Origin of the sequence: Streptomyces sp. MMBL 11-1 (genome assembly GCF_028622875.1) — a bacterium.
Taxonomy (GTDB): Bacteria; Actinomycetota; Actinomycetes; order Streptomycetales; family Streptomycetaceae; genus Streptomyces.
Genome location: NZ_CP117709.1, coordinates 1,275,031 through 1,301,800 on the forward strand (window position 1 = coordinate 1,275,031; position 26,770 = coordinate 1,301,800).

Sequence of the window (26,770 nt, forward strand, 5' to 3'; positions counted from 1 at the left end):
TAGCCGCTTACGACGTGGACTCAGAGAGCCGAATTGAACGTGGAGATCCGGGTGGACCTGGCCGTTGTCGCACCGCATACGCGGTTGATCTTCCTGGCGGCCTCGGCGCTGCGGACGTCGGTCGCCGAGAGGGTCGCGCGGGTCTTCGCAGAGGCGAAGGAGGGGGTGGTTCCGTAGGTCTTCACGGCCGTCCTAGGGGGATCCTGAAGGGGTCTGTTTCCGGACATTGAAATGCTGCCGGATTCCGCGTCATCACACGTCCCGGCACGCGCACTTTACTACCGCGGAGGCTCTTCCACATGCCGGCGGAGCGGCCTTCACACCTGGATACGAAACTCGAAACACACCTTCCGCTCGGCCGCTCGGGTGAGCGGGGGACGAGCGGCGGAACCGGTGGGCCCGGCGGCCGGCCCCGCTGCCGCCGGCACGCGCAGGTGAGAGGCTTTCCGCCACCGGCGAGACCGCTCGCACAGGTGCCGGGCGCGCGCGCCGCGCGGGTCCCGGACGACGGGCGCCGGGCGGCTCCGGCAGGACGGCGGTTCACCCGTTCACCAGCTTCTCGCCAGGGAGGCCGTGTTCCGCACGGAGGACGCGCACGCGGTCCGGTAAGGGGTTCGCCGGCCCACGGCGCCCGTGATCCGCGCCCGGGCGCGGTGCCGCGACCCGCTCGGCGCACCGCCGCGGGAGCACATCCACGGCCCCGGTCACCCTCGATGGCCCCTCCCCGCGCGGAGGTGGTCGCGCCCACCGCGGAGGGGGCGGCAACTCACGTGTCGACGAACACAGTTGGACTACCTTGCCACAGCGCCGCGAGGTGAGGAAGGACACCCGCGCCGAAGTGGCCGAACCCTTTCGTGGCGACCGTCCGAGGAGCCGGGACGCTCTTGCCGCGTCCGGCCCTCCCCCCTACTCTCGTGGCCCGGGCGGGCCAGGCGCCACGACCGGCCGGGTCATACGACAACTGCAGACGGAGGCGTCCATGACGGCGTTGCCTGAGCCGCTGAGATCCATGGTCTTCAGGAACGATGACCTGCCGGCGCTGTTCCACCACACGGACGCGGTCGCCGTGGCCCGCCAGCGTGAGGCCGTGAACACCACCCGTACGCAGCTCGCGCTGCTCGTGGCGGGCACGGTGCCCGCTGCGCTGCCCTGGCACCCCGAGGACGGTCCGGCGGCCCGTGCCCTGTACGGCGCCGCCGTGCTGGCCTATCTGGGCGTGCTCTTCGCGACCTTCCTCGCCTCCCACCGCAAAGCAAAGTCGCACTGGCAACTGAACCGCTCGGCCGCCGAGTTCATCAAGTCCAACTGCTGGCGCTACGCGGTCCACGGCGCACCCTTCGACAGCGCGTCCGAGCACCCGGAGGCGCTGTTCGCCAATCGCCTGGAGGACGGCCTCCAGGAACTGCGGAAAGTGGGCTGGGCCGATCCGCGCGAGGAACTGCCGGATTCCGGCGGCCTCATCACGGATTCCATGCGCGCGTTACGGAACAAGGCCTACACCGTGCGCAAGGAGACGTATGTACGGGACCGGCTCATCGAGCAGCGGCGCTGGTACCGCAGGCGTCAGGCGGCTTCCCGGCGCGGGGCGCTCCTGTGGTCGGGCGCCATCGTCGCGCTGACGCTGCCGGCGCTGGCGCTGAGCGTGCTCCAGGTCTTCGGGGTGGCGCGCTCGTTCGGCCTGACGGGGGCGTTCTCCGCGGCTGCGGCGGCCTGTCTCGCCTGGAACGAGATGCGCCGGCACCATCCGCTGATCTCGGCGCACTCGCTGGTGGAGAAGGATCTGGAGTCGATGCAGGCCGCCATGGAGACCACCCTCACCGAGCGGCACTGGCCGGCGGCGGTCTTCGAGACCGAGCGGATCGTGTCGCCCGAGCACACCGACTGGCTCGTCAGACATCGCGTGTGAGGCGGAGAGACCGTGCGGGACCGCGCGCCCCGTTCCCGTACGGCCGGTCCGGGGGGCGTCCTCCGGTCAGCCGCGCAGGATCCCGTCCCGCCAGATCACGGTGACCGGGCGGCCCAGGGCGCGGGCGTACGTCACGATGTCGCCCGTGCCGCCGAGGCCGCGGGCCGGGAGGCCGTCCCAGACCGCGAGCAGCCGGTCGCAGTGGTCGGCGATGTAGGCGCCCGCCGCGTAGTACGCCTCGTCGGTGGAGTGCGGGAAGTCGAGCCGGACCTCCCGCACCGCGCGCGCCTTGAGCGCCCGGTAGCGGGAGAGGTCGACGGCGTTCTCGAAACAGGCCTCGTAGTCGCCGCTGGGGATGACGGCGGTCAGTTCGGCGCCGCGGGCGAGGGCGAGGCCGGCGAAGAGCTGGTCGGCGCCGACCGCCAGACTGGAGAGCACCTGCGCCGTGCCGTCGAGGCCGCACAGCGCGGCCCTCAGACCCGCGAGCACATGCGCCTCGGCCTCGGCGGGGATGGAGCGGTGACCGGTCACTCCGATGCGATTCACGGACCTGCTACCCCCTTGCCAGCGGAGCACGGCCCGGGGAACGCCCGCCCCGTCGCCCCGCCCCCGTCGCCGTGTGGCGGCGACCCGTCGTGGCGACATCCTCTCAAGAGCTCCCCGGCGAGCGGGAGCCCCCGTCCGGAATTCCGGACGGGGGCACGTTTGTACGGACTGCTCCGTACCGACCGGGGTGGGACCGGTCAGTACACGCTGACGCCGTACGCGTTCAGCGCCTCGGTGACCGGCTGGTAGAAGGTCGTTCCGCCGGAGGAGCAGTTGCCGCTGCCGCCGGAGGTGAGACCGATCGCCCGGGTGCCGGAGTAGAGCGGGCCGCCGGAGTCGCCGGGCTCGGCGCACACGTTGGTGCGGATCATGCCGTAGACGACGTCGCCGCCCCCGTAGTTGACGGTGGCGTTGAGTCCGGTGACCGAACCGCTGTGGGTGCCGGTGGTGGAGCCCCGGCGGGTGACGGACATGCCGTTGGTGGCGTTGGCGGCGCTGGTGATGTCCTGGTTGCCGACCGTGCCGCTCTTGGTGATGCTGCTGTTGGTGTAGCGCACGATGCCGTAGTCGTTGTTCGGGAAGCTCGACCCGGAGGTCGTGCCGAGCACGGTGGTGCGGGCCGAGTTCGCCCACCAGGTGCTCGCGCCGTCGGTGCAGTGGCCGGCCGTCAGGAAGTAATAGGTGCTGCCGCTGCGGACGTTGAAGCCGAGGGAGCAGCGTCCGGTGCTGGAGTAGATCGCGTCGCCGCCGGAGATCAGCTTGGTGAACTTGCCCGGGGTGCGCTCGATGCGCAGCGCGTCGGCGTTGGGGCCCGCGGACTTCTTGATCTGGTTGATCTCCGCCTTCGAGACCGTGCTGTCGACGGTGACGACGAGGCGCTTGGACTGCGGGTCGATGTTCCAGGCGGTGCCCGCGATGTCGGCGCCGAGCACGGCGTCGCTCGCCGCGGTCAGCTGGTTGGCGCTGAACGTCCGGGGGGTTTCGGCGTTCGCGGTGGGAACGGCCATCGCCGCGACGGCGGCGAGCCCCGCGAGTACGGCCGTGGTACGGGCGCGTCTGGCCGGGTTCGAACCGTTGTTGGTGCGCTTGATCCTCACTTCGGGTTCCTCCGAGGGGAATCGGGGGCCCTCCTGTGGGGTGGTGGGCCCGTGAGGCGCAGTCGGGGGCCTGTCCGGATCCGGAGTTGCCGTGCCCCTGACAATCGCTGACCGGAGTATCGGGTCGGCCGGACACGGGGCGCAAGAATGCCTTTCGGCCACGCGGGCCCCACACGTCTCCGGCCCCGGGAGCCGTGGGGCTCCCGGGGCCGGAGTGGTCTCTCGCGGATCAGGCGTCGATCCGGTTCCGCTCCCCCGCCGGGACCGCCACCAAGAGCGTGTTGCCCGGGGGCGGGAAGGGGCAGATGAAGTGATCGGCGAAGGCGCACGGCGGCAGCAGCGCGCGGTTGAAGTCGACCTCCACACTGCCGTCGGCCGCGGGCGCGGCGGGCCGCAGGAAACGGAAGCGGTAGCTTCCGTTCCCGCTGGTCGCGTCGGCGAAGACGGCCCACAGCGACCCGTCGGGTTCGACCGCGACCTGGAGCGTGTGCTCATCGCCGTCCACCGTGAAGGCGATCTCACCACCGAGGCCGAGACCGCGCTCGACCCCGTCCGCGTTGGCCACCCGTACGGACCGGTCCCCGTCGTAGGGACGGAACGTCCCCGGCAGCGTCCAGCGGGGGTCGTACGGGGTGGCCTCGATGGTCGAGAAGGCGTGCCGGGCCGGCGATCGGGGATCGAAGACCCGTACCGCCCACAGCCCTTCACGGCGGAGCACCACCAGCCGCCGCTCCCCCTGCGCCACCCGGGAGTCGTCGATCGGCCCGCGGTCCGCTCCGAGCCTGATCCCGCCGGTCAGCGGCTTGCCGTCGACGACGACGCCGTCCTCGGCGGCGGCCGTGAGGACCACTTCGTCGCCGTCCTCCCGCCAGCGTCCCGGGACGGCCGGAATTCGCCCTTCCGGGTAGTCGGAGAGCCAGTGGGTTCCGGTCAGGGAGAGGGGGCCGTACGGGGCGGCGACGGCGGCGACGCGCCCTTCGTGCCACCGCTGCCAGTCCTGTGCGGCGTCCGGCCCGCCGCCCTGCTCCTGCTGCTGTGCGTCCGTGCTCATGCGGTCAACCTTTCCACACCGGCCCCGGGAGGCCGAGGTGCGACCGCGACGCGGAGCCGGTACATGCGGAACGGCACGCTCCGCCCTCCCGGAGGGCAGGGCCTCCGACCGTCCCGGAAGAAGCGGGGCGCCACCGGGTCCCGTACACGACCTCCGGGATCCCGCAGCCCGAACGGCGTCAGCTGACGCCTGCTCAGCAGTCGCAGCCGCAGGAGTCGCCGCAGCAGCAACAACCCTCGCCGCACTGACCGCAGCAGTTGCAGGCCTCGCAGCAGTCTCCGCAGCTCTGGCACGGCGCCTGCCGCCGCTCCCTGCTCCAGGGGTCCTCGTAGCTCCCGCAGCACATCTGGCAGGTGCAGGCGAGCCCGGCCCAGACCAGGCATCCGGCGATCAGCCCGCGCCGGTCGCGGGGCGGGCGCGGCGGAGGCGGCGCGGCCGGGCCGCCGGGCGGCGGACCGTAGGGGTGGGCGGGCGGCGGACCGTACGGATTTCCCGGCGGCGGCCCGAAGGAGCCGTCGGGCAGCAGCAGCCCGTCGCCCCCCTGGCCCTCCTGGTGCGAGCAGGACGAGGTGCCGAACGCCCGGTCGACCGAGCGCCGCAGCTCATGGGCGAGGAGGACGTGCACGAGCCTGTCGTCGGCGAACTCCACCTCCCGCAGCGCGAGCCGTACGCCGTGCAGCGCGTCGTCGCAGAGCCGGCGCGCCTCGGACAGCGGGGTGCCGGTGACGGTGAGCGGGTTCCAGGCGCCGGACGCGGCGTCGGCCTCCCGGTCCTCCACGGCGTCCAGGAGATGGGCGAGCCGCCCGAAGAGCCGGCCGGCCTCCGCGAGCGGCTCGGCGTTCTGCGGCTTCCCGGCGAGGACGGCGGTGTGCGCGAAAGCGGCCGCGGTGGCGGTCTCGGTCGGTTCGGTGACCGTCAGCAGCGGGGTGCCCGGCCCGGCGAGCGTCTCGATCACGGTCTGCCGGTCGACCGCGTCGACCAGGAGGGCGGTGTCGAAGCCGAGGGCCGCCCCGGTCCGCGCGCCCGCCCGGTCCCACCCGGCGGCCACGCGGCGCGCGGCGGCGGCGACCGGGCGGCGGGCCAACAGCCCGTCCCGGTCCGCGACGTGGTCGCGGACCTTGGCCGAGGCGAGGACGAGCGAGACGGCCGCGGCGAGCCGCGCCCCTTCTCCCTTGGCGACGGGCGCGGTGCGCATGGCGCGCAGCGGGCAGGGACCGGCGGTGCGCCGGCCCCCGGGCGTTCGGCCCGCCTGAGCCTCCGTCAGGACGGAGACGATCAGGCCGTCATAGTTCGTGACGATACGGGCGAACTGTCCGTGATCCCCCCTCAGAGCCAGGCACAGGCCGCAGAGATGGGCCATCCACTCGGCCCTGAGACCTTCGGTGAGCCGGTGGGTGCAGGGCCTCACGATTCCGAACACGACGATCCCCCGGGAGCCTTTCGGCCGGTGCGCGACGCCCGCGCACCGGAGCGTCGTGCATCGTATCGAGTGATCCGTTCACCCGTACGTCCGCCGGATCACCCGTACGGCCGGAGCATCATATTTTCCTTCTACAAGCCCTCTTGTGCAGGAGGAACCCTGACGAATCGCCACATCTTCTGCACCAGTACCGTCACGAATCGCCTGCGAGCCGACTATCCACTTGGCGCGGTATCCGCATCATGGACGACCATAGGGATACGAAAGAGATGCGGAACACCAAGGAACCGCGGTGAGAGGAGGCGTCCATGGGATCGGTGCGCAAGGCGAGCGCCTGGCTGGGCCTCGTCGAGGACAACGACGAGCGGTACTACGACGACGAGTACGCCGAGGGTGCGGAGACCGGTACGGGCAACCAGGCCTGGGTCACCGACCCGCGGGTGCAGGTGGCCGCGGAGGCGGCCGAGGAGCAGGACCGCCGGATCGCGACGGTGACCCCGGACAGCTTCCGGGACGCACGGGCCATCGGCGAGCTCTTCCGGGACGGCGTCCCGGTGATCGTGAACCTCACGGCCATGGACCCCGCCGACGCCAAGCGCGTGGTGGACTTCGCCGCCGGGCTGATCTTCGGCCTGCGCGGCTCGATCGACCGGGTGGCGACCCGGGTCTTCCTGCTGTCCCCCGCCGACACCCAGGTGGTGGCGGGCGAAGCCGCCGGCCGCAGGACCGGCGGCTTCTTCAACCAGAGCTGAGCAGGGCGCTCGCCGGAAAGATCCGGTCAACGTGTCCGGCCGGACGCGCGTACCGGCGCGTCCCGCTCACCGGAAGGCGTCGAGACCGGTGAGCGCCTTGCCCAGCACCAGCTGGTGCATCTCCACCGTTCCCTCGTAGGTGAGCACCGACTCCAGGTTCGTGGCGTGCCGCATCACCGGATACTCCAGCGAGATCCCGTTGGCCCCGAGGATCGTGCGCGAGGTGCGGCAGATCTCGATCGCCTCCCGCACGTTGTTCAGCTTGCCGAAACTGACCTGCTCCGGCCGGAGCCGGCCCGCGTCCATGCGGCGGCCCAGGTGATGGGCGAGCAGGATGCCCTTGTGCAGCTCCAGGGCCATGTCCGCCAGCTTGGCCTGGGTGAGCTGGAAGCCGCCGATCGGCCGGCCGAACTGTTCCCGGCTCCTCGCGTAGTCGAGGGCCGACTCGAAGCTGGCCCGCGCCGCGCCCATGGCGCCCCAGACGATGCCGTAGCGCGCGTGACTCAGACAGCTCAGCGGGCCGCGCAGCCCGCTCGCGTCCGGAAGCACCGCGTCGGCGGGCAGCCGTACCTCGTCCATGACCAGCTCGCTGGTGACCGAGGCGCGCAGCGACCACTTGTGGTGGATCTCCGGGGCCGAGAAGCCGGGGGCGTCGGTCGGCACGACGAACCCCCGGATGCCCCGCCCGTCCTCGCCCTCGTCGGTCTGCGCCCAGACGACGGCAACCCCGGCGACCGAGCCGTTGGTGATCCACATCTTGCGGCCGGTGAGGATCCAGTCCTCGCCGTCGCGCTTGGCGTACGTCCGCATGCCGGCCGGGTCGGAGCCGTGGTCGGGCTCCGTCAGGCCGAAGCAGCCGATGATGTCGCCGGACGCCATGCCGGGCAGCCACCGCTGCTTCTGCTCCTCGGATCCGAAGCGGTGGATCGCGTACATGGCGAGCGACCCCTGTACGGAGACGAGTGAGCGGATCCCGGAGTCGGCGGCCTCCAGCTCCAGGCAGGCGAGCCCGTACTGGACGGCGCTCGCCCCGGCGCAGCCGTACCCGTCCAGGGACATGCCGAGCGCGCCCAGCGCGCCGAGCTCCCGGGCCAGCTCCCGGATCCCGGGCAGCTCGCCCTTCTCGTACCACTCGGCGATGTGGGGCAGGACGCGGTCGGTGGCCCAGGTGCGGACGGTGTCGCGGATCGCGAGGTCGTCGGGGCCGAGCAGATCGTCGATGCCGAGGGGATCCAACGCGTCGAACGGCGGCAGCTTCGACGGCTTCGCGGACTCGGTGCTGGACATGAGGGTGCCTCCGGCGGCTCGCACGGTGCTCGGAGGGACCGGGGGACGCCCGCCCTCCGAAAACTAGCAGTGGTAGTCAGGGCTCCGCCCGACGTTACGGCTCAGTGTGCCGCTCGTCCAGAGCCGGTCGCCTCGGCCGGCTCGCGCCGCGCGGGCACCATCGGGCGCGGGGCCGGGCGGTCCCGTCCGGCCGGGCGTACGGGGCCGGGGGCCCGGCGTTCGCCCGCCTCGTACGCGGGGGCCACGGGCGCGGAGGCCGCGGGCGCGTGGGCCATGGGCGCGGCGGCGTCGGCCTCGTCCCGGTGGCACGCTTCCTTCGGCGGGCAGTCCATGACCTTCGGCAGGCGCAGGGCGGCCAGCGCCCCGAGCAGCAGCAGGCCCGCGCTGACGAACAGGGTGACGTGGAGTCCGCCGATGAAGGCGTGCCGGGCGGTGGAGCGCAACAGGTCGCCCATCGGGCCGCCCAGCTCCGCGGCCACCTGATAGGCCTCGCCCAGCGAGTGGGAGGCCTCCGCCCCGGCGCGGGCGGGAACGCCCTTCTCGTGCAGACCGGCGAGGCCGGGGGCGTAGGCGGCGTTCATGACGCTCCCGAGCAGGGCGATGCCAAGCCCCGCGCCCAGCTGGTACGAGGTCTCCCCGATGGCCGCAGCGCCGCCCGCGCGCTCCGGCGGGGCGTCGCTGAGCATCGACTCGTACGCCCCGAAGAGCGTGGTCTGCAGTCCGAAGCCGAGCAGGACGAACGCGCAGTTCAGCAGGGCCGGACGGTCGTGCTGGCCCATCGAGGTGAGCAGCAGCACCGAGGACGCGGTGAGGACGAAGCCCCAGCCGACCATGCGCCGGGGACCGATGCGGCGCAGGGTGTGCGAGCCGGTGGCGCCGGCGGCCATCGCCGCGAAGGTCAGCGGCAGCAGCCGCAGGCCGGTCTCCAGCGGGCTGAGCCCCAGCACCAGCTGGAGGTACTGGACGGCGATCAGCTGGAGGCCGACCAGCGCCAGCATGGCGAGCACGATGCAGCCGACGGCGGTGGAGAACGCCGGGCGGGCGAACATCGAGACGTCGATCAGCGGATGCCTGCGGCGCTTCTGGCGGCGCACGAAGAGGATCAGGAGCGCGAGCCCGAGGGCCAGCGGCCCCAGCGAGACCGGATCAAGAAGCCCCGCGCCGCCGCCCAGACGCTTCACGCCGAGGACGACGCCGAGGACTCCCGCCGCGGCGGTCAGCGCGCCCAGCACGTCCCACGGGCCGTCGTCGCCGCCGCGCGACTCGGGCAGCAGCCAGCGGCCCAGCGGCAGGATCACGGCCATCAGCGGGATGTTGATCAGAAAGACCGAGCCCCACCAGAAGTGCTCGACCAGGAAGCCGCCGACGACCGGTCCGGTGGCGGCGCCGACCGCGGCGACCGCGGTCCACACACCGATGGCGAGCGCCCGCTCCCGGCGGTCGGGGAAGACCTGGCGCAGGATCGACAGGGTGGCGGGCATGATCATCGCGCCGCCGACGCCGAGGAGGGCGCGGGCCGCGATCAGGACGGCCGGGGTATCGGCCGTCGCGGCGAGCGCGGAGGCGACACCGAACAGCGCGTAACCGCAGAGCAGCACGCGGCGTCTGCCGATCCGGTCACCCAGCGTGCCGAAGAGGATGAGCAGCGAGGCACAGACGAGGGGGTAGGCGTCGACGATCCACAGGAGGGCCGTGCCGCTCGGGCGCAGGTCCTCGGTGACGGCCGGTACGGCGACGTGGAGCACGGTCGCGTCGAGGGCGACGACCAGGAGACTGAGGCAGAGGACCACGAGGACGACCCAGCGGTTGGCGTCGTCGGCGGCCTCGCGCAGCCGGACCCCGGCCGTGGTCGTCCCGGACATCTACGTACCTCCCGATGAGTCCCTCGCGCTCGGCGGACCGACGGTGACGTGGGGGGCGCGTTCCCAGGGGCCTGTCGGCCCGGCATCGACGGGCGAGCGAGCCGTCAGCGTACGCGAGTCCGGCGAGGTCACACGTGGCGCATGTCATACCCCGGTCCGCCGCACAGTGTGGCGTACGCCATTCCCCCTCCGTCCCCCCTCCGTCCCGGCGGTTCCTGCCCGGGGAGGCCCGGGCGGACGCCGTGACGGGGTCCGGGCGGACGTCGCGGAGCGCGGCGCGACGGTACGCGCCTCCCCCGAATGGCGGGATCATTTGCCGCGGATTGCCGGTACGCCTCTATTTCCGAGAGATCAAACACGCTTACGAACGGAACCGGCGGGCAATTGGCCGCACGATCACGGAGGTACTTCTCCCCGGCCGGAAAAGACGCCGTTCCGAGACAAAGTCCACATCACATCGTCATCACAAAGAGCCCGGATTGGCCTGCTCACACACTCACTCGCTGTAACGTCGATTGGGTGCGTACCGACATCTTTGCCCGGCTGGACCGGGAGCCGGAACCGCCGAAGATAGAGGCGCCGCGGATGAGCCGTCACCGCATCGCCCTCTTCGGCGGGACGTTGGCGTTCTATCTCGCCATCGTCTTCGCGGTGCTGATCACGTCCTGGCTGGTGGCCCTGGACTGGAAGGTCATGCTGTTCCGGCCCTACGAGCAGTGGCCCGAACTGCACGCCTTCCTTGACTACTACGTCGTGCTCGGCCAGCGCGGCCCCACCGCGGTGATGGTCGCCTGCTGGCTGGGCTGGCGCTCCTGGCGTCAGCACACGCTCCGGCCGCTGCTGGTCCTCGGCACGTCCCTGCTGCTGCTCAATGTGACGGTGGGCGCGGTCAAGCTGGGGCTCGGGCGGCTCGGCCCGCACTACGCGACGCAGATCGGCTCGGCCGAGATGTTCGCCGGCGGCGATATATTTCCCTCCGGGCACACCGCGAACGCCGTCGTGACCTGGGGAATCCTCGCCTATCTGGCCACCACCCCGCGCGCCAGGCGCTATCTGTCGGCGGTGTCCGCGACGGTCTCGCTGGGTGTCGGCCTCACCACCGTGTACATCGGTACGCACTGGCTCAGCGATGTCGTGCTGGGCTGGGCGGCCGGGCTGCTCATCCTGCTGGCGCTGCCCTGGTTCGAGCCGCTCATCGCCCGGACCGAGGCCTGGATCTTCGCGATGCGCGAGCGGTGGCGCGAGCGTCGCGGCACCGCCGGTCCGGCGGCGCCCGTGACGGGGGCCGGGCCGCAGCCGGTGCTGCTGCCGCAGTCGATGGCCACCGAGTGCCTCGCCGCCGAGACCGTGCCCGCCGCGGGCGAGCCGGTGCTCCCCGCCGGCCATCCGGCGGGGAGCAGGGCGCGGGCCCACGGCGGGCACCCCGCGCGTCCGGGCACCATGCCGGTCGCCCCCGCGGGCGTCCGCCGTCCGCCGCCGCACACGGAACGGGGCGCGCGCGGCACCGGCAGCCCGGCGCGCCCGATGAGCGGCGGCTGAACCGGACCGCGAGGAGGGGCGCACCGTCTCCCCCGTATGCGGAAGGCCCCGACCTCGGTCGGGGCCTTCCGCATACGGCGACCGGGTGCGGGGACCCGGGTGCGGCCGACGGGTCAGCCCACCCAGCAGCGCGTCACCGTGTCCTCCTCGACCTGGAAGTTGATGCGGCCGTGGCGGAACTCCATGGTGAGGAACGCACCCGGGGGGACGGCCCGGACCGTGTCCCAGCCGCGGCTCCTGGCCTGCCGCTCGGCGGCGTCGGCGGCGAGGCCGACGTACGAATCGGCGGCGTCGTCCGGCTGTGCTGGAGGGGTCGGTAGAGATGCCATGCCTTCACCGTAAGCGGCCCCGGACCGTGACGGAAGGCCGGGCCGGGAGGGCGTCCGGAAGGCGCCCCACTGCATCGTGGGATGCCGTGGGGGTCACGCTTGTGTCACAAGATCCCCACACGCGTATACGCGGTTCTATTCACTCGAACGGCCCGATCGGAAGCCTCGGCACGCAATAACGGGAAACCGCGTTCACCGCGTCACGGGGCGCCGGAAGCCTTCCGGAATCATGGGGGTGACCTGCCTCTTTTCTCGTGGTGCGGAGCGTCGCCCGAATCGCCGGGACACCGGAATTTCCCGCCCCCGTAAACCGGCCTTTCCATTCCGCACACTTACCCCGGCCGTTCGTCCGTCCGCCGGGCGCGATGCGGTGCGGCGGGCCGTCGGCCGCACCCGGAGTCTCACGGTCCGTCGAGCGAGCGCGTGAGCCGGTCCCTCGCCTCCCGCAGGACCTCGGTCAGCTCCGGCGGCTCGATCACCTCGAAATCGATCCCCATCATCAGCACGTGGATCACCAGCACGGTGAGGTCCGGCGCGCCCGCGGTCAGCCGGCAGCTGTCCGCGTCGACGGCCTCCAGCACCCCGGCGGACGGCGACACCCGCCGGGCGGCCTCCGCCAACGGGGCCTTCAGCAGGATCACGGCCCGTGCCGCGTACGCCGAGACCGCGACGCCCCGGGAGACGTACGCCGCCAGATCCTCCGCCGGCGGGGTGCGCGGGGCGAAACGGGGGCCGTGCGGCGGGGTCGGGGTGATCCGGTCCACCCGGAAGGTGCGCCAGTCCGCCCGGTCTGTATCCCAGGCCACCAGATACCAGCGGCGCTCGGTGCAGACGAGCCGGTGCGGCTCCACGGTCCGGCGCGAGACCTCCCCTCCGTGGGTCCGGTAGGCGAACCGGAGCCGCTCCGTGTCCCGGCAGGCGGCCGCCAGCTCGGTGAGCACGGCGGGGTCCACGGCGGAGTCGCCCGCCCCGTGCAGCATCGGCACGGTGAACGCGCCGAGCGCGCTCACCCGGCGGCGCAGCCGGCTCGGCAGCACCTGTTCCAGTTTGGCCAGCGCGCGTACGGAGGTCTCGCCGATGCCCTCGATGCCGTGCCCGGCGGCCGTGCGCAGGCCGACGGCGACCGCGACGGCCTCCTCGTCGTCCAGCAACAGCGGCGGCAGTTCGGCGCCGGCCCCGAGCTGGTAGCCGCCGCCGGTGCCCCGGCTGGCGTTCACCGGGTAACCCAGGTCGCGCAGCTTGTCCACGTCACGGCGCACGGTGCGCGGGGTGACGCCGAGCCGGTCGGCCAGATCGGCGCCGGACCAGTCCCGGTGGGTCTGGAGCAGTGAGAGCAGGCGCAGCAGTCGTGCCGAGGTCTCCAACATAGGGCGAGTCTGCCAGGGGTTGCGGACAGCCTCCGTCCGCAACTGCCGATCCGCATCCTTCGCGGCCCGCCGGTCCGGGCTCCGGCCGGAGGCGGAGGCGGAGGCGGAGGCCGTGGTCGGAGGTGCAGCACGGACGTGGGGCGGAGTCCGGGGCGGTCAGGTCGAAGGTGAGCCTCCCGACGGGATCGGCGGCGCGGTCGGCCCGTACGGTGACGGTGGCGGGGTCATGCGGCCCTTCCCTTGCGGAGCACGTCGGCGGCCTTGTAGCGCAGGGCGTAGGCCCCGTCGAGGACGCTGCCCCGGGTGCGGTGCAGCGCGGTGCGCAGAGCCCCGCGCCCGTGGCCCCGGGCGCCGCGGGCGACGAGTTCGGCGAACAGACTCTCGTGGCGCTCGGCGATGCGCGCCGGGTCGAAGCGGGCCGAGGCGCTCAGCGCGGCCCCGCCCATCCGGTGGCGCAGTCCGTCGTCCTCGATCAGCTGGAGCAGTGCGGCGGCGATCGCGTCCGGGTCGCCGACCGGCACCAGCCGCCCGTCGACGCCGTCCTCGACGATCTCGGCCGGTCCGTGCGGACAGTCGGTGGCGACGACCGGCAGACCGCCGCGCATCGCCTCGACGATCGTCATGCCGAAGGACTCGCGGTCCGAAGTGACGGCGGCGATCGACCCCTTGGGCCACTCGGCCTCCATCGGGTTGGCCGAGCCCATCAGGAACACGTGTTCGTGCAGCCCGAGTTGGCCGATGAGGGTGCGCAGCGACGCCCGTTCGTCGCCGGTCGCGTCCCCGCCGCCGTAGATGCGCAGCCGCCAGTCCGGGCGGGCCGCGGACACCTGGGCGAAGGCCCGCACCAAGAGGTCGTACCGTTTGACCCGGTGGAGCCGGCCTGCCGCGACGACCCACTTCAGGTCGCCGCTCGCGGGCGGACAGGCGGGCTCGGGAACGGCGTTGGGGATGGCCTCGATCCGCACGCCGGGCAGCTTCAGCCGGCCGCGGTAGTCGTCCGCGTCGGCACGGGTGACGGTGGTGAGCGCGTCGAGCAGCGTGTAACGGTGGGCGATCTCGCGGCGCAGCCGGTAGCTGTGGCTGTCGAGCGTCAGGTGCTCCTGCCCGACGCGCACCGGCCCGCTGCGGGTCTGCCGGGTGAGGTGCACGTTGAGACCGGGGCGGGTGCCGACGACCACGTCCGCCTCGACCGCCTGGAGGTGAGCGGCGATGCGGGCGTCGGTGAGCCTGCTGTACTGCTGGTGCCTGCTGTCCCCGCGCGGGAACACCGCGGCGGACCGGGCGTGTTCGGCGTCGCCGCCGTCGTACGTCGCGCTCTTCTTCCGCAGGTCGACGAGGTGGCGCAGCGTCACGCCCTCGGGCGCGCCGAGGACGGGGGCGTCACGGTGCCGGAAGACGGACACGATCTCGACGTCGTGCTGCTCGGCGAGCGTACGGGCGAGTGTGAACGTCGTCCGGATGGTTCCTCCGATTCCGTAGGCATTGTGCAGAAGAAAAGAGATATGCATGGTGTCGCTGTTTCTCCTGTCGGCCTGGCCTGGTCAAGACTGCGTCTCGCAGCAGATTTCCGTCCGAAATACACCGGGAAATCCCGGAGCATCCGCGACCTTGCGCACGGTATCCCCGTTCCCTCGCCGGACAGTCGCTGACCTGCGGGTTCCGGAGGCATTCAATCCGGATAGCCGCAGGGCCCGGAAGCATCCGGACCGTGTCCGCGGGACGTCGGCGTGGCATCCCGGACGGCTACCCGCCATCCGTTCACCAATGCTTTCCTCGACCTTGACAAAGGAGAATGCGGGAAGGTTGCCCGCACCCCGGTAAAACTTCCGGGTGGAAGGCGAGAGCCGTACGTCGACTGCTCGACGTACCGATGTGTCGACCTGTGCCGCACTTCCGTGCGCCCCGGTGCGTGACTCCTGCCACGGATCCCGCGTTGTCTCTTCATGGAGCCCGGGAACCACCCGGCCCACGCACCGAGTTCGAGGAGTCCCCGTGCCGCGCATGCTCGACGTCAGCCAGGACGTACGCGCCGAGATCGGCGACGACGAAGCCGACCGGCTGCTCGTCGGCGACAACGCCCCGGGCAGTTACGACTGCACCTCCTGCCGCACCCCGGGCGACTCCGACCAGGAACGCACCAGCACGGTGCTGTTCATCGGCGACGAGACCGCCGTCCTCGCGTTCGCCCACGCGACGTGCATCCCCTCGCAGGTCGTCAAGGTCGCGGAGGACCAGCTCCAGGGCGCGGTGCGCAGCATCACCGGAAGCGAGCAGAAGACCACGGAGGGGCGCATGCCCGAACAGGCCGTCCTCGGCATCACCAGCGGACTCGTCCTCATCGAGGACGATCTCCGCCCGGCCCTGGTCGTCGAACCGACCGGCCCGGTCGCCCGGCCCGGCACCGACGGCAGCGGGGGCGACGAGTTCCTCCAGCTGCTGCTGGAGCAGGGCTTCCGTCCCGCCCCCGACGTGAACCGGCTGCCCGAGGTCCTCCCGGGCTGGTCCGTGCTGCTGGCGGTGGGCCAGCTGCACGCGGTGCTGCAGCCGAGCGCCGGCGGGGGCAACCCGGTCGCCTGGTGGCAGGCCCACCAGCCGCTCCAGGTGACCGAGGGCTGGCGGGCCGCGGTCAACAAGTCGCAGACGGTCCTCGTCTTCGCCGCCCCGGCCGGCACCATCGGCCAGCAGCCGCGCGAGGACCTGCTCCGGGACGCCCTGGAGAAGGCGGCGGTCAACGGCCTTCTGGTCGCCGCGTCGATGCCGCTGGCCGGGACCTGATCATGCCCGGCCGGCTCGGGCGCCCTCGCCGGACAGCGTTTTCTCCGGCGCAGCCGCATCCGACGGGCGGTGAGGTCGTTGGCACCTACGTGCACTCATACGACTCCTCCCGCCAGCATCAGAGTCAGATCCCTGCCATGCGTCCTCCGCAGGATCCGTCGGGGGGCGTGTCCCCCACCCCGATCTACGACGCGCTGTACTCCGAGTACCGGCGCTCGTTCCGGGCGTTGCCGGGCGACCGGAGCGGCGAGGAGAATCTCGGGTTCCCGGCCTTCGGCGCCGGTCTCTTCGCCTCCAGGACCGCGCTGAGCGCTCACCCCGCTCCCTCCGGGCACAGCGGCCAGAGCGGGAGCGGCGGGCAGAGCCAGCACACCGGGGGCCTCGGCTCCTGGCAGCGGGTGGGGCGGCATGCGGGACGGCCCCGGCCCGCGGCGCTGCCGCCGGGGTCACGGGACTCCTGAGCCCGAGGCCGAAAGCCGCACGACCCGAGGACGGAAGCCGCACGACGGAGCCCGGGCCGCGCTCTCGCGAGAGCGCGGCCCGGGCTCCGTCGTGCGCGGGTGCTACTTGTTGCGGCCGCGCTTCTCGCGGACCCGGACGGAGATGTGGATCGGGGTCCCCTCGAAGCCGAACTCCTCGCGCAGGCGGCGCTCGACGAAGCGGCGGTAGCCGTGCTCCAGGAAGCCGGAGGCGAAGAGCACGAAGCGCGGGGGCTTGGTGCCCGCCTGGGTGCCGAAGAGGATGCGCGGCTGCTTTCCGCCGCGGATCGGGTGCGGGTGGGAGGCGACGATCTCACCGAGGAAGGCGTTGAGCCGGCCGGTGGGGACGCGGGTCTCCCAGCCCTCGATCGCGGTCTCGATCGCCGGCACCAGCTTCTCCATGTGCCGGCCGGTGAGGGCCGAGACGTTGACGCGCGGGGCCCAGGAGATCTGCGCGAGCTCCGTCTCGATCTCGCGCTCCAGGTAGTAGCGGCGCTCCTCGTCGAGGGTGTCCCACTTGTTGAAGGCGACGACGAGGGCGCGCCCGGCCTCCACGGCCATGGTGATGATCCGCTGGTCCTGGACGCTGATGGACTCGCTGGAGTCGATCAGGACGACGGCGACCTCGGCCTTCTCGACGGCGGCGGCCGTACGCAGCGAGGCGTAGTAGTCCGCGCCCTCCTGGAGGTGGACGCGGCGGCGGATGCCGGCCGTGTCGATGAACTTCCAGGTGATGCCGCCGAGCTTGATCAGCTCGTCGACCGGGTCACGGGTAGTGCCGGCCTGCTCGTTGACGACGACCCGGTCCTCACCCGCGATCTTGTTCAGCAGGGAGGACTTGCCGACGTTCGGGCGGCCGATCAGGGCGATCCGGCGGGGGCCGCCGAGGGCGGTGCCGAACTTCTGGGCCGGGGCGTCGGGCAGGGCCGCCAGGACCGCGTCCAGCATGTCACCGGTGCCGCGGCCGTGCAGCGAGGAGACCGGGTAGGGCTCGCCGAGGCCCAGCGACCACAGGGCGGTGGCGTCCGCCTCGCCGCTCTGGCCGTCGACCTTGTTGGCGCAGAGGACGACGGGCTTGCCGGCCCGGCGCAGCAGCTTGACGACGGCCTCGTCGGTGTCGGTGGCTCCGACGGTCGAGTCGACGACGAAGACGACCGCGTCGGCCGTCTCGATGGCGTACTCGGCCTGGGCGGCGACGGAGGCGTCGAGGCCGAGCACGTCCTGCTCCCAGCCGCCGGTGTCGACGACCTTGAAGCGGCGTCCGGCCCATTCGGCCTCGTAGCTGACGCGGTCGCGGGTGACGCCGGGCTTGTCCTGGACGACGGCCTCACGGCGGCCGATGATCCGGTTCACCAGGGTCGACTTGCCGACATTGGGGCGGCCGACGACGGCGAGCACGGGGAGCGGGCCGTGACCGGCCTCGTCGAGGGCACCCTCGACCTCCTCGGGATCGAAGCCTTCCTGCGCGGCGAGCTCCATGAACTCCGCGAACTCGGCATCGCCAAGTGCTCCGTGCTCGTGGCCCGAGCCGTCGGAGTGAATCTGGTCGTTCATGAAGTCCGTTCCTCTTTGCATCATCATCGATGGACCGCGATCAGCGCGGTCCACTACTCAAGTCTCGCCTACCGCCCGGTGAGGCGCTTGGCACTTTCCAGGTGGTCGGTCAGCTTCGCCTGGATCCGCAGGGTCGCCTCGTCCAGCGCCCTGCGCGTCCGCCGCCCGTCGCCCGCGCTCGCGTCGAACGCGTCACCGAAGACGACGTCGACCCGGCTGCGCAGCGGGGGCAGCCCCCGTATCAACCGCCCGCGGCGCTCGGTGCTTCCCAGGACGGCCACGGGGACGATCGGAGCCCCGCCCCGTACCGCGAAATACGCGAGTCCGGCCCGCAGCGAGGCGAAGTCCCCTTCGCCCCGGGTGCCCTCGGGGAAGATCCCCAGGACGCCGCCGTCCTCCAGCACGCCGAGCGCGTGGGTGATGGCGGTGCGGTCGACGACCCGGCGGTCCACCTCGATCTGCCCGATGCCGTGCAGGAACGGGTCGAGGGGGCCGACGAACGCCTCCTTCTTGATCAGGAAGTGCACCGGCCGGGGCGCGGTGCCCATCAGCATCGGTCCGTCGATGTTGTGTGAGTGGTTCACCGCGAGTATGACGGGTCCGGCGGCGGGCACGCGCCACGCGCCGAGGACCCTGGGCTTCCACAGCCCGTACATCAGGCCGATGCCGATGGTGCGCCCGACGGCCGCTCCGCGCAGCGTGGGCGCGCCTGTGGCATCGCTCACGCGGCGACCCGCTTCCCCTCGACGAGGGTGACGACGCACTCGATGACCTGCTGGAGGGTCAACTCGGTGGTGTCCACCTCGACGGCGTCGTCCGCCTTGGCGAGCGGCGAGGTCTTGCGGCCGGAGTCGGCGGCGTCCCGCTTGATCAGGGCCTCGCGGGTGGCGGTCAGGTCGGAGCCCTTGACCTCGCCGCTGCGGCGGGCGGCGCGGGCCTCCGGGGAGGCGGTGAGGAAGATCTTGAGGTCGGCGGCGGGCAGCACGGTGGTGCCGATGTCCCGGCCCTCGACGACGATGCCGCCGGTCGCCGCCGCGGCGATGGAACGCTGGAGCTCGGTGATGAGCGCCCGCACCTCGGGGACGGCGCTCACGGCGCTGACCTTGGAGGTGACCTCCTGGGTGCGGATCGGGCCGGAGGCGTCCTCGCCGTCGACGGTGATCGTGGGGGCCGCGGGGTCGGTACCGGAGACGATCACCGGCTTGGCGGCGGCGGTCGCGATCTCGGCCGGGTCGCCGACGTCGATGCCGTTGTTCAGCATCCACCAGGTGATGGCCCGGTACTGCGCGCCGGTGTCCAGGTAGCTCAGGCCGAGCTTGGCGGCGACGGCCTTGGACGTGCTCGACTTGCCGGTGCCCGAGGGCCCGTCGATGGCGACGATCACGGAGGAGCGTGCGGTTTCCACGGTGGTGGACACCTTCCTGGTACACGGTGCGGGGACGGACGGGCCTGGGAGACGGCCTCGTACCAGGTTACCGAGTACCGGGCGGGCCCTTGTACCCCGTAGGGGGGAGGCGGTCCACCCGGGCGGGGGTGGCGCCGTCCGGCCGTGCGGGAACCGGGTCAGCCGCGGATCGACCAGCCCCGCTCCTGGAGTGCCGTGCCGAGGGCCGGGGCGGCGCTGGGCTCGACCATGAGCTGGACGAGACCCGCCTGCTGGCCGGTGGCGTGCTCGATGCGGACGTCCTCGATGTTGACCCCGGCCCGGCCGGCGTCGGCGAAGATCGCGGCCAGCTCGCCGGGCCGGTCCCCGATGAGGACGGCCACGGTCTCGTAGGCGGCGGGGGCCGCGCCGTGCTTGCCGGGGACCCGGACGCGGCCGGCGTTGCCGCGTCGCAGGACGTCCTCGATGGTGTCGGTGCCCGCGCGCCGCTTCGCCTCGTCCGAGGAGTGCAGGCCGCGCAGCGCGGTCACGGTCTCCTCCAGGTCGGCGGCGACCCCCGCGAGGACGTCGGCGACCGGGCCGGGGTTGGCGGAGAGGATCTCCACCCACATCCGGGGGTCGGACGCGGCGATCCGGGTGACGTCACGGATGCCCTGCCCGCACAGCCGTACGGCGGTCTCGTCGGCCTCCTCCAGCCGGGCGGCGACCATCGAGGAGATCAGCTGCGGGGTGTGCGAGACGAGGGCCACGGCCCGGTCGTGGGCGTCGGCGTCCATGACGACGGGGACGGCCCGGCACAGGGCGACCAGCTCCAGCGCCAGGTTGAGCACCTCGGTATCGGTGTCCCGGGTCGGGGTGAGGACCCAGGGGCGGCCCTCGAAGAGGTCGGCGGTCGCGGCGAGCGGGCCGGAGCGCTCCTTGCCGGCCATCGGATGTGTGCCGATGTACGGGGCGAGGTCGAGGCCGAGCGCCTCCAGCTCGCGGCGCGGGCCGCCCTTGACGCTGGCGACGTCCAGATAGCCGCGGGCCACCCCGTCGCGCATGGCCCCGGCCAGGACGGCGGCGGTGTGCGCGGGCGGTACGGCAACGATCGCCAGGTCGACCCGGCCCAGGGGCGGCTCGTCCGTGCCGGCGCCGAGCGCGGCGGCGGTGCGGGCGGAGGAGGCGTCGTGGTCGACGAGGTGCACGTGTACGCCCCGGGCGGCCAGCGCGAGGGCGGCGGAGGTGCCGACGAGCCCGGTTCCGATGACGAGGGCGGTTCTCACTGGGCGATGTCCTTGCGCAGGGCGGCGGTGGCGCCGAGGTAGACGTGGCTGATCTCGGCGCGCGGGAGATAGGTCTCGACGTGCACGAGGATACGGACGACCCGGGGCATGGCCCCGTCGATGTCCAGCTCCTGGGCGCAGATCAGGGGTACGTCGACGATCCCGAGGCCGCGCGCGGCGGCGGCGGGGAAGTCGCTGTGCAGGTCCGGAGTGGCGGTGAACCAGATGCTGATCAGGTCGTCGGCGACGAGTCCGTTCCGGTCCAGGACGGCCGTCAGCAGTTCACCGACCCGCTGGTCCATGTGCCCGGCCTCGTCCCGGTCCAGCTGGACGGCGCCCCGGACCGCTCGTACCGCCACGTCGCACTCCTCGCTCTTCGCTGAATCGTCCGCGCCTCCGGCCCGGCGCTCCGTGGCGCGGCCGAGTGCTCGTCCCAGCCTAGGTCCTGTCGTCGGACTGCCGGACGCCACGCGGCAGACGGCAGTCTGACGACAGGACCTGGATCGGCCGCGGCGTGCCGGGGCACGGCGTTCCGTCCGTGAGACGGGCGGTGACGTGCACGGGACGCCCGGGGTGCGGGGCCGGGAGCGGCCAGGGCCGTCAGGGCCTCGGACGCCACCCGGGCGGGCGCACGGTCCGCCCGGTTGCTTCGCCCGGGGGCCCGCCGCCCCCACGATGGCCAGCACCCACCGCACGAGAGCCCTGAGCGAAGGAGAGCCCATGAACGCACGGCGAAGGACGGTGCTGGCCGCGGGTGCGGCGGGCGCCGCCGCCCTGGCCACCGGCTGCGGATCGTCCGGCGGGAACGACGGGGACGACGACGGGGACACGAGCGGCACGAGCGGTACGCCCACCGCGTCGGCGGATCCGACGGGCGGGGCGACGGACGGGGCGTCGCCGGACGCGCCGGGCGGCGTGGAGCTGGCCAGGACCGAGGACATCCCGGTCGGCGGCGGCACCGTCATCAAGGAGCACAAGGTGGTGGTGACCCAGCCGGAAGAGGGCGAGTTCAGGGCGTTCTCCGCCGTCTGCACCCACGCGAGCTGCCTGGTCTCGACGGTGAGCGACGGCACGATCAACTGTCCCTGCCACGGCAGCAAGTACAGCATCACGGACGCGGCGGTCGAGGCCGGCCCGGCGACCCGGCCGCTGCCCGCCGAGCGGATCACCGTATCGGGGGGCGCGATCCGGCTGGCCTGAGCCGGGACCGGTAGCCTCGCGGCCATGATCACCACCGCCGACGAGGCACTCGTACGCGATCACACGGTCTACGCCTGCGTGATGGGCTCGCGCGCGTTCGGGCTGGCCACGGAGGACAGCGATACGGACCGGCGCGGGGTGTTCCTCGCGCCCACCCCGCTGTTCTGGCGCTTCGAGAAGCCGCCGACACATGTGGAGGGCCCCGCGCCGGAGCAGTTCTCCTGGGAGCTGGAACGCTTCTGCGAGCTGGCGCTGCGCGCCAACCCGAACGTGCTGGAGTGCCTGCACTCCCCGCTGGTGGAGTCCGTGGACGACACGGGCCGCGAGCTGCTGGCGCTGCGCGGGGCGTTCCTGTCGCGGCTCGCGCACGGCACGTTCGTCCGGTACGCGCTGGGCCAGCGGAGGAAGCTGGAGGCCGACGTACGGGTCCACGGCGCGCCGCGCTGGAAGCACGCGATGCATCTGCTGCGGCTGCTGGCGAGCTCCCGGGACCTGCTGCGTACGGGCGAGCTGCGCGTCGACGTCGGCGAGGCCCGTGGGGAGCTGCTGGCGGTGAAGCGGGGCGAGGTGCCCTGGCCGGAGGTGGAGCGCCGGATGAACCGCCTCGGCGAGGAGAACGACGAGGCGGCGACCGGCTCCCCGCTGCCGCCGGAACCCGACCGGGCGGCCGTGGAGGACTTCCTCGTCCGGACCCGGCGGGCTTCGGCCGACCGCACGACGGGCCGAGCCGGGCTCACACCGTCCGGGGACCGCCCGACGCGGCCGTGAGTTCGGCCAGCTTCTGGAATTCGCCCAGGTCGTAGTTGGTCAGGGCGGAGTCCAGGTTGGTCAGCGCCCCCAGGTGCTCGATGAACCCCTGGGGGTCGTACTCGATCTGCAGGGCGACGCGGCTCGACGTGTCGTCGAGCCGGTGGAAGGTGACTACCCCCGCGTGGTGGACTCCCTCGGTCGTCTTCCAGGCGATGCGGTCCTCGGGGACCACCTCGGTGAGTTCCGCGACGAAGTGCTTCTCCGCGCCGGGCAGCGAGAGCTGCCAGGCGAAGCGCCGCTCGTCGATCGGATCGACGCGCTGGACGTGGCTGAGGAACCTCGGCCACTGGGTGACCTCGCTCCACAGGGACCAGGCGACAGCCACGGGCGCCTCGATGTCGACGGTCTCGACGAGTGAGGAGGACACGGACAACCACCGAACCTTCGTACGGGAACAGGTCCGCCCTCTCGTACCCGATCACCCTCCGCTCACTCGGCGAGGATCCGACGAGGTCCCGACGGCGACTCGACGGCGATCCGACGGCGACCCGACGGCGACCCGACGGCGAAACGATGACGCGCGCGGCGGCCGGTGCGGCTCAGGAGTCCCAGAGCGCGGCGAGGGAGAGCAGGTCGCTGCGGTACTCGATGCGCTCCGACCATTCCTTGGGCCAGGCCGCCGCGCCCAGATGCGCCCCGGCCAGCGCTCCGGTCAGGCAGGCGATCGAATCGGAGTCGCCCCGTGTGCAGGCGGCCCGGCGCAGGGCGGTGACGGGCTCCTCGGGGAACAGCAGGAAGCAGTGCAGGGCGGAGGCGAGGGCTTCCTCGGCGACCCAGCCGTCCCCGGTCCGCTCGCACGGGTCGGTCTCCGGCGACGGATCGCGCAGCGCCTCCTGGACCGTCGCGAGCGCGGTCAGGCACTCGTCCCAGCCGCGCTGGATGTACGCCTGCGGGGTGGCGTCGCCCGCGTGGCGCCAGAGGTCGCCTAGCCAGCGAGTGTGGTAGCGGCCCCGGTTCTCGTAGGCGTAACTGCGCAACCGCCCGATCAGCCCGAGGGGTTCGGCGCCCTGGGCGAGCAGGAACACCGCGCGGGCCAGCAGGTCGGAGGCGGCCAGGGCGGTGGGGTGGCCGTGGGTGAGGGCGGCCTGGAGCTGGGCGGCCCCGGCGCGCTGCTCCTCGCTGAGGCCGGGGACCAGGCCGACGGGGGCGACCCGCATGTTGGCGCCGCAGCCCTTGGAGTGCGTCTGGCTGGCCTCCTGCCAGAGCCGGGTGTGTTCGAGCAGGCGGCAGGCGGTGAGGCAGGTGTTGCCCGGGGCCCGGTTGTTGTCCGGTGAGTGGTACCAGGCGACGAACTCCGCGCGGACCGGGTCCACCAGCCGTTCGGGGGTGAGCAGCCCGCTGTCCATGGCGGTGCGGATGCCCCGGCCCAGGGCGATCGTCATCTGGGTGTCGTCGGAGACGATGGCGGGCTTCAGGAGGGGGATCTGCCGCCAGGGGCCGAACTTGGCGAGGATGCCGGGCACGTCGTTGAACTCGGTGGGGAAGCCCAGGGCGTCGCCGAGCGCGAGCCCGGTCAGCGCGCCGGTGGCCGCCTGTTTGGTGAGGGGCGGGGTGGTGATGGTCATCGGTGTCGTCCTTCCGAGGTCGCGTACGACGGGTCCGCGGGTGCGTCCGGTCGCGGCGGGCGCAGGAGTGGCGGGTGCAGGGCGGTGGCGTCGCCCGCCCGGTAGAGGGCGGCGGGTTTGCCCCGGCCGCCGGTGCGGCGCGGCGGGCCGCCGACCGGCTGGACGAAGCCCGGCGCGCTGAGCACCTTGCGCCGGAAGTTGGGGCGGTCCAGCTCGACGCCCCAGACGGTCTCGTAGACCTGCTGGAGCTCGCCGAGGGTGAACTCGGCGGGACAGAACGCGGTGGCCAGGCAGCTGTATTCGAGCTTGGCGCCGATCCGGTCGTGGGCGTCGGCGAGGATCCGGTCGTGGTCGAAGGCCAGCGGTCCGGTGGCACCCGCCTCCCACCACCGGGCGCTCGCCGCGTCGCCGCCGCCGCGCGGTTCGGGCAGGTCCGGCAGGAGCGCGGCGTACGCGACGGAGACGACCCGCATCCTCGGGTCGCGGTCCGGGGCGGTGTACGTCCGCAGCTGTTCGAGGTGGAGGGCGCCGACCGTGTCGGGGCCGAGGCCGGTCTCCTCCGCGAGTTCGCGCCGGGCGGCGTCCTCGGCGGACTCGCGGGGCAGGAGGAAGCCGCCGGGCAGCGCCCACCGCCCCCGGAAGGGCTCCTGGCCGCGTTCGACGAGCAGCACGTGCAGCCGGGCCTCGCGGACGGTGAAGACCGCGAGGTCGACGGTGACCGCGAACGGGGCGAAGGCGTGCGGGTCGTAGCCCTCGGGAGCGGGGGTGCTCATCGGTTCTCCGGGAGGGGTGCGGCGAAGTCCCAGCCGGTGGCGAGGAGTTCGTCTACGGCGGTGACGGCGGCGGCGAGCCGCGCCTCGGGCGGACCGGTGATCTCGATGAACCGGCGGCCCGTGCGGGTGAGTTCGGCGCGGAAGCGGTCGGTCATCCAGGGGCGCAGCTCCTCGCCGTCGCGCAGTCCGTCGTCCTCGAAGGGGACGCCCTCGTGGTCGGTGAGGAGCCACAGGTGGTGTGCGGCCCGGTCCGCGATCTCCTCGACGAGCGGATTGCGGCCGCCGACGTACCGCTCGTGCCAGACGGTGGTGGCGAAGGAGTCGGTGTCGCAGAAGAGCACCGGGGACCCGGCGCGGGCGGCGGCCTCCTCCCGGTCGTTCTGGGCCTGCGCGATGAGCGGGAAGTCGTCGGTGGTGAAGCTGACGTCCTCCCAGGCGGCCCCGGGCCACCGCTCGCGCAGGGCGGCGAGCTTGTGCTCGCTGTACTCGCGCCCGTACTCGGCGACGTACCCGGTGCGCGCCCATACCCCGCCGCGTGCGCGGTAGTGGGCGGCGAGCGCCCGCGCGAGGGTGGTGGTGCCGGTGGACTCCGCGCCGAGGACGACGACCCGGCGGGCGAGGGCGGTCCGCACGGGCGGCCGGAGGAAGTCCCAGCAGCCGGCCGGGTCCTGGCGCACGGCGGTGCCGGAGACCGGGAAGAGCGTGCGGTCGGGGTCGACGAGGACGGACGCGGCGCCGAAGCGGCGGCCCAGCTCCTCCCCGTACGCCTCCGAGGTGAAGACGGCGTCCACCCGCTCGGGGACGGCGGCGGTGAAGACGGCCATGTGCGCGTCCCAGACCGCCGGGTCGTTGACGTCCATGTGCGTGTCGTCGACCGCGCCCACCACCGTGACGTCCGGGTGGACCTCGCGCATCCAGGCGACCCGGTCGGCGAGCGGGACCGACTCCACGGAGGCGGCACAGACCAGCACGGTCAGCCGTTCACAGCGGTCCCGGGCGGTTTCGACGAGGTGGTGGTGGCCGGCGTGCGGCGGGTAGAACTTGCCGAGGACCAGGCCGTGTCCGTAACGCTTCATGCGACCGCCACCTCCGGGGTCCGCGCGTCACGTGCGGTCAGGTCGCGGTGCCAGCCCCGCAGGCCGACGAGGCAGAGCGCGAGGAACCCGGCGTACAGCAGCGAGGTCAGATACAGCCCCTTGTGGGCGTACAGCGGGATGTAGACCACGTCGGCCGCGATCCACAGCCACCAGGACTCCAGCCGCTTCCCGCACTGCCCGTACGTCGCCATCAGCGACAGGGACGTCGTCAGCGCGTCCCAGAACGGGACGGTGGAGTCGGTGGCCCGGGACAGCAGCAGGGTGATCCCGGCGGTCCCCACCGCCCCCGCCGCGAGCAGCCAGGCCCATTCGGTGCGGGTCGTTCTGCGCACCGGCAGGACGGAGGTTCCTGGTCCACCCCCGTGGGTCCAGGTCCACCAGCCGTACGCGGCGAGGGTGATGAAGACGATCTGGAGGCCGGCGTCGGCGTACAGACCGGCCTGGGAGAACAGCAGGATGAAGAAGAGGTTGTTGGCGATGCCGATCGGCCAGTTGGCGAGGTGCTGGCGGGCCACGAGCCAGACGCACAGCGCGCCGCTTCCGAAGCCCAGCACCTCGGTCCAGCTGACCGGGGTGTCCAGGATCGTCACCAGGGGCTGTTGCAGGGGATCGAGTACGTCCGCGAGGCTCACGCCCGCCTCCTTCTAAATGGTCACTCTGACTATAAAGGCTGGAGAGGGACGGCAAAAGGCCCGCGGCCGGTTCTGTTCGA

At 72.7% G+C, this 26,770-nt stretch carries 27 protein-coding genes; 7 read left to right on the forward strand and 20 right to left on the reverse strand.

The window, feature by feature from the left end; all coding sequences use genetic code 11:
- Nucleotides 1–20: 20 nt before the first annotated feature.
- Nucleotides 21–185 (reverse strand): FxSxx-COOH cyclophane-containing RiPP peptide, encoded by a 165-nt coding sequence (fxsA, locus tag PSQ21_RS05375; protein WP_164219408.1) that lies wholly within the window; start codon nucleotides 183–185, stop codon nucleotides 21–23.
- 794 nt (nucleotides 186–979) lie between these two features.
- On the opposite strand from fxsA, the gene PSQ21_RS05380 reads away from it, so the two are divergent.
- A complete protein-coding gene (locus tag PSQ21_RS05380; RefSeq protein ID WP_274029256.1) occupies nucleotides 980–1,906 on the forward strand; it encodes a DUF4231 domain-containing protein in 927 nt (308 codons plus the stop codon).
- A gap of 66 nt (nucleotides 1,907–1,972) precedes the next feature.
- Here the strand turns inward: PSQ21_RS05380 and PSQ21_RS05385 are convergent, their stop codons facing one another.
- The 4 genes from PSQ21_RS05385 to PSQ21_RS05400 form a co-directional block, all read right to left on the reverse strand.
- Complete coding sequence (locus PSQ21_RS05385) at nucleotides 1,973–2,452, reverse strand: hypothetical protein (RefSeq protein ID WP_274029257.1); 480 nt, start codon at nucleotides 2,450–2,452, stop codon at nucleotides 1,973–1,975.
- Between the two features lie 197 nt (nucleotides 2,453–2,649).
- A complete protein-coding gene (locus PSQ21_RS05390) occupies nucleotides 2,650–3,549 on the reverse strand; it encodes a S1 family peptidase (protein ID WP_274029258.1) in 900 nt (299 codons plus the stop codon).
- A gap of 229 nt (nucleotides 3,550–3,778) precedes the next feature.
- Nucleotides 3,779–4,600, reverse strand: coding sequence for a DUF1684 domain-containing protein (locus PSQ21_RS05395; protein ID WP_274029259.1), 822 nt, complete (start codon nucleotides 4,598–4,600; stop codon nucleotides 3,779–3,781).
- Nucleotides 4,601–4,793: 193 nt separating this feature from the next.
- Nucleotides 4,794–6,020, reverse strand: a complete 1,227-nt coding sequence (locus PSQ21_RS05400) for a DUF5685 family protein (protein WP_274029260.1) — start codon at nucleotides 6,018–6,020, stop codon at nucleotides 4,794–4,796.
- Between the two features lie 308 nt (nucleotides 6,021–6,328).
- Here PSQ21_RS05400 and PSQ21_RS05405 point away from each other — a divergent pair, with 308 nt between their 5' ends.
- Nucleotides 6,329–6,772, forward strand: a complete 444-nt coding sequence (locus PSQ21_RS05405; protein WP_097871517.1) for a cell division protein SepF — start codon at nucleotides 6,329–6,331, stop codon at nucleotides 6,770–6,772.
- Nucleotides 6,773–6,838: 66 nt separating this feature from the next.
- On the opposite strand, the gene PSQ21_RS05410 is transcribed toward PSQ21_RS05405, so the two are convergent.
- Nucleotides 6,839–8,059 (reverse strand): acyl-CoA dehydrogenase family protein, encoded by a 1,221-nt coding sequence (locus PSQ21_RS05410; protein ID WP_274029261.1) that lies wholly within the window; start codon nucleotides 8,057–8,059, stop codon nucleotides 6,839–6,841.
- Between the two features lie 101 nt (nucleotides 8,060–8,160).
- On the reverse strand, nucleotides 8,161–9,921 hold the full coding sequence (locus PSQ21_RS05415; protein ID WP_274029262.1) for an MFS transporter: 1,761 nt from the start codon (nucleotides 9,919–9,921) through the stop codon (nucleotides 8,161–8,163).
- Nucleotides 9,922–10,440: 519 nt separating this feature from the next.
- Between PSQ21_RS05415 and PSQ21_RS05420 the strand changes: the two genes are divergently transcribed.
- Nucleotides 10,441–11,460, forward strand: a complete 1,020-nt coding sequence (locus tag PSQ21_RS05420) for a phosphatase PAP2 family protein (RefSeq protein ID WP_274029263.1) — start codon at nucleotides 10,441–10,443, stop codon at nucleotides 11,458–11,460.
- A gap of 113 nt (nucleotides 11,461–11,573) precedes the next feature.
- On the opposite strand, the gene PSQ21_RS05425 is transcribed toward PSQ21_RS05420, so the two are convergent.
- From PSQ21_RS05425 to PSQ21_RS05435, 3 genes are all read right to left on the reverse strand, one after another.
- A complete protein-coding gene (locus tag PSQ21_RS05425; protein ID WP_274029264.1) occupies nucleotides 11,574–11,789 on the reverse strand; it encodes an I78 family peptidase inhibitor in 216 nt (71 codons plus the stop codon).
- 401 nt (nucleotides 11,790–12,190) lie between these two features.
- Entirely contained in the window at nucleotides 12,191–13,156 is a 966-nt protein-coding gene (locus PSQ21_RS05430; protein ID WP_274029265.1) for a helix-turn-helix transcriptional regulator, read from the reverse strand.
- Nucleotides 13,157–13,380: 224 nt separating this feature from the next.
- Nucleotides 13,381–14,664 (reverse strand): glycosyltransferase family 4 protein, encoded by a 1,284-nt coding sequence (locus tag PSQ21_RS05435; protein ID WP_274029266.1) that lies wholly within the window; start codon nucleotides 14,662–14,664, stop codon nucleotides 13,381–13,383.
- Between the two features lie 484 nt (nucleotides 14,665–15,148).
- On the opposite strand from PSQ21_RS05435, the gene PSQ21_RS05440 reads away from it, so the two are divergent.
- Both PSQ21_RS05440 and PSQ21_RS05445 read left to right on the forward strand, forming a co-directional pair.
- Nucleotides 15,149–15,931 (forward strand): hypothetical protein, encoded by a 783-nt coding sequence (locus PSQ21_RS05440; RefSeq protein WP_274029267.1) that lies wholly within the window; start codon nucleotides 15,149–15,151, stop codon nucleotides 15,929–15,931.
- Between the two features lie 137 nt (nucleotides 15,932–16,068).
- On the forward strand, nucleotides 16,069–16,392 hold the full coding sequence (locus PSQ21_RS05445; RefSeq protein ID WP_274029268.1) for a hypothetical protein: 324 nt from the start codon (nucleotides 16,069–16,071) through the stop codon (nucleotides 16,390–16,392).
- Nucleotides 16,393–16,494: 102 nt separating this feature from the next.
- Here the strand turns inward: PSQ21_RS05445 and der are convergent, their stop codons facing one another.
- From der to aroH, 5 genes are all read right to left on the reverse strand, one after another.
- Nucleotides 16,495–17,964 (reverse strand): ribosome biogenesis GTPase Der, encoded by a 1,470-nt coding sequence (gene der / locus PSQ21_RS05450; RefSeq protein ID WP_274029269.1) that lies wholly within the window; start codon nucleotides 17,962–17,964, stop codon nucleotides 16,495–16,497.
- 68 nt (nucleotides 17,965–18,032) lie between these two features.
- Nucleotides 18,033–18,689 (reverse strand): lysophospholipid acyltransferase family protein, encoded by a 657-nt coding sequence (locus PSQ21_RS05455; protein ID WP_274029270.1) that lies wholly within the window; start codon nucleotides 18,687–18,689, stop codon nucleotides 18,033–18,035.
- Entirely contained in the window at nucleotides 18,686–19,381 is a 696-nt protein-coding gene (gene cmk / locus PSQ21_RS05460) for a (d)CMP kinase (RefSeq protein WP_097869973.1), read from the reverse strand. Before cmk ends, PSQ21_RS05455 begins: the two co-directional genes overlap by 4 nt.
- A 146-nt stretch (nucleotides 19,382–19,527) precedes the next feature.
- Nucleotides 19,528–20,613 carry a prephenate dehydrogenase gene (locus PSQ21_RS05465; protein ID WP_274029271.1) on the reverse strand — a complete coding sequence of 362 codons (1,086 nt, stop codon included), beginning with the start codon at nucleotides 20,611–20,613 and terminating at the stop codon, nucleotides 19,528–19,530.
- Complete coding sequence (gene aroH, locus PSQ21_RS05470; RefSeq protein ID WP_274029272.1) at nucleotides 20,610–20,972, reverse strand: chorismate mutase; 363 nt, start codon at nucleotides 20,970–20,972, stop codon at nucleotides 20,610–20,612. Before aroH ends, PSQ21_RS05465 begins: the two co-directional genes overlap by 4 nt.
- A 361-nt stretch (nucleotides 20,973–21,333) precedes the next feature.
- Here aroH and PSQ21_RS05475 point away from each other — a divergent pair, with 361 nt between their 5' ends.
- Nucleotides 21,334–21,813, forward strand: coding sequence for a Rieske (2Fe-2S) protein (locus PSQ21_RS05475; protein ID WP_274029273.1), 480 nt, complete (start codon nucleotides 21,334–21,336; stop codon nucleotides 21,811–21,813).
- Between the two features lie 24 nt (nucleotides 21,814–21,837).
- On the forward strand, nucleotides 21,838–22,581 hold the full coding sequence (locus PSQ21_RS05480; protein WP_274029274.1) for a nucleotidyltransferase domain-containing protein: 744 nt from the start codon (nucleotides 21,838–21,840) through the stop codon (nucleotides 22,579–22,581).
- On the opposite strand, the gene PSQ21_RS05485 is transcribed toward PSQ21_RS05480, so the two are convergent.
- From PSQ21_RS05485 to pnuC, 5 genes are all read right to left on the reverse strand, one after another.
- A complete protein-coding gene (locus PSQ21_RS05485; RefSeq protein WP_274029275.1) occupies nucleotides 22,547–22,990 on the reverse strand; it encodes an SRPBCC family protein in 444 nt (147 codons plus the stop codon). The genes PSQ21_RS05480 and PSQ21_RS05485 overlap by 35 nt on opposite strands.
- 172 nt (nucleotides 22,991–23,162) lie before the next feature.
- Entirely contained in the window at nucleotides 23,163–24,188 is a 1,026-nt protein-coding gene (locus PSQ21_RS05490) for an ADP-ribosylglycohydrolase family protein (protein WP_274029276.1), read from the reverse strand.
- A complete protein-coding gene (locus PSQ21_RS05495; RefSeq protein WP_274029277.1) occupies nucleotides 24,185–24,961 on the reverse strand; it encodes an NUDIX hydrolase in 777 nt (258 codons plus the stop codon). The genes PSQ21_RS05490 and PSQ21_RS05495 overlap by 4 nt, the downstream gene beginning before the upstream one ends.
- Nucleotides 24,958–26,037: an AAA family ATPase gene (locus tag PSQ21_RS05500; protein ID WP_274029278.1), complete on the reverse strand. Its 1,080-nt coding sequence runs from the start codon at nucleotides 26,035–26,037 to the stop codon at nucleotides 24,958–24,960. The genes PSQ21_RS05495 and PSQ21_RS05500 overlap by 4 nt, the downstream gene beginning before the upstream one ends.
- The gene (gene pnuC, locus PSQ21_RS05505; RefSeq protein WP_274029279.1) at nucleotides 26,034–26,690 is read right to left on the reverse strand and encodes a nicotinamide riboside transporter PnuC; all 657 of its coding nucleotides are present in this window, start codon (nucleotides 26,688–26,690) and stop codon (nucleotides 26,034–26,036) included. Before pnuC ends, PSQ21_RS05500 begins: the two co-directional genes overlap by 4 nt.
- Between the last annotated feature and the right edge of the window lie 80 nt (nucleotides 26,691–26,770).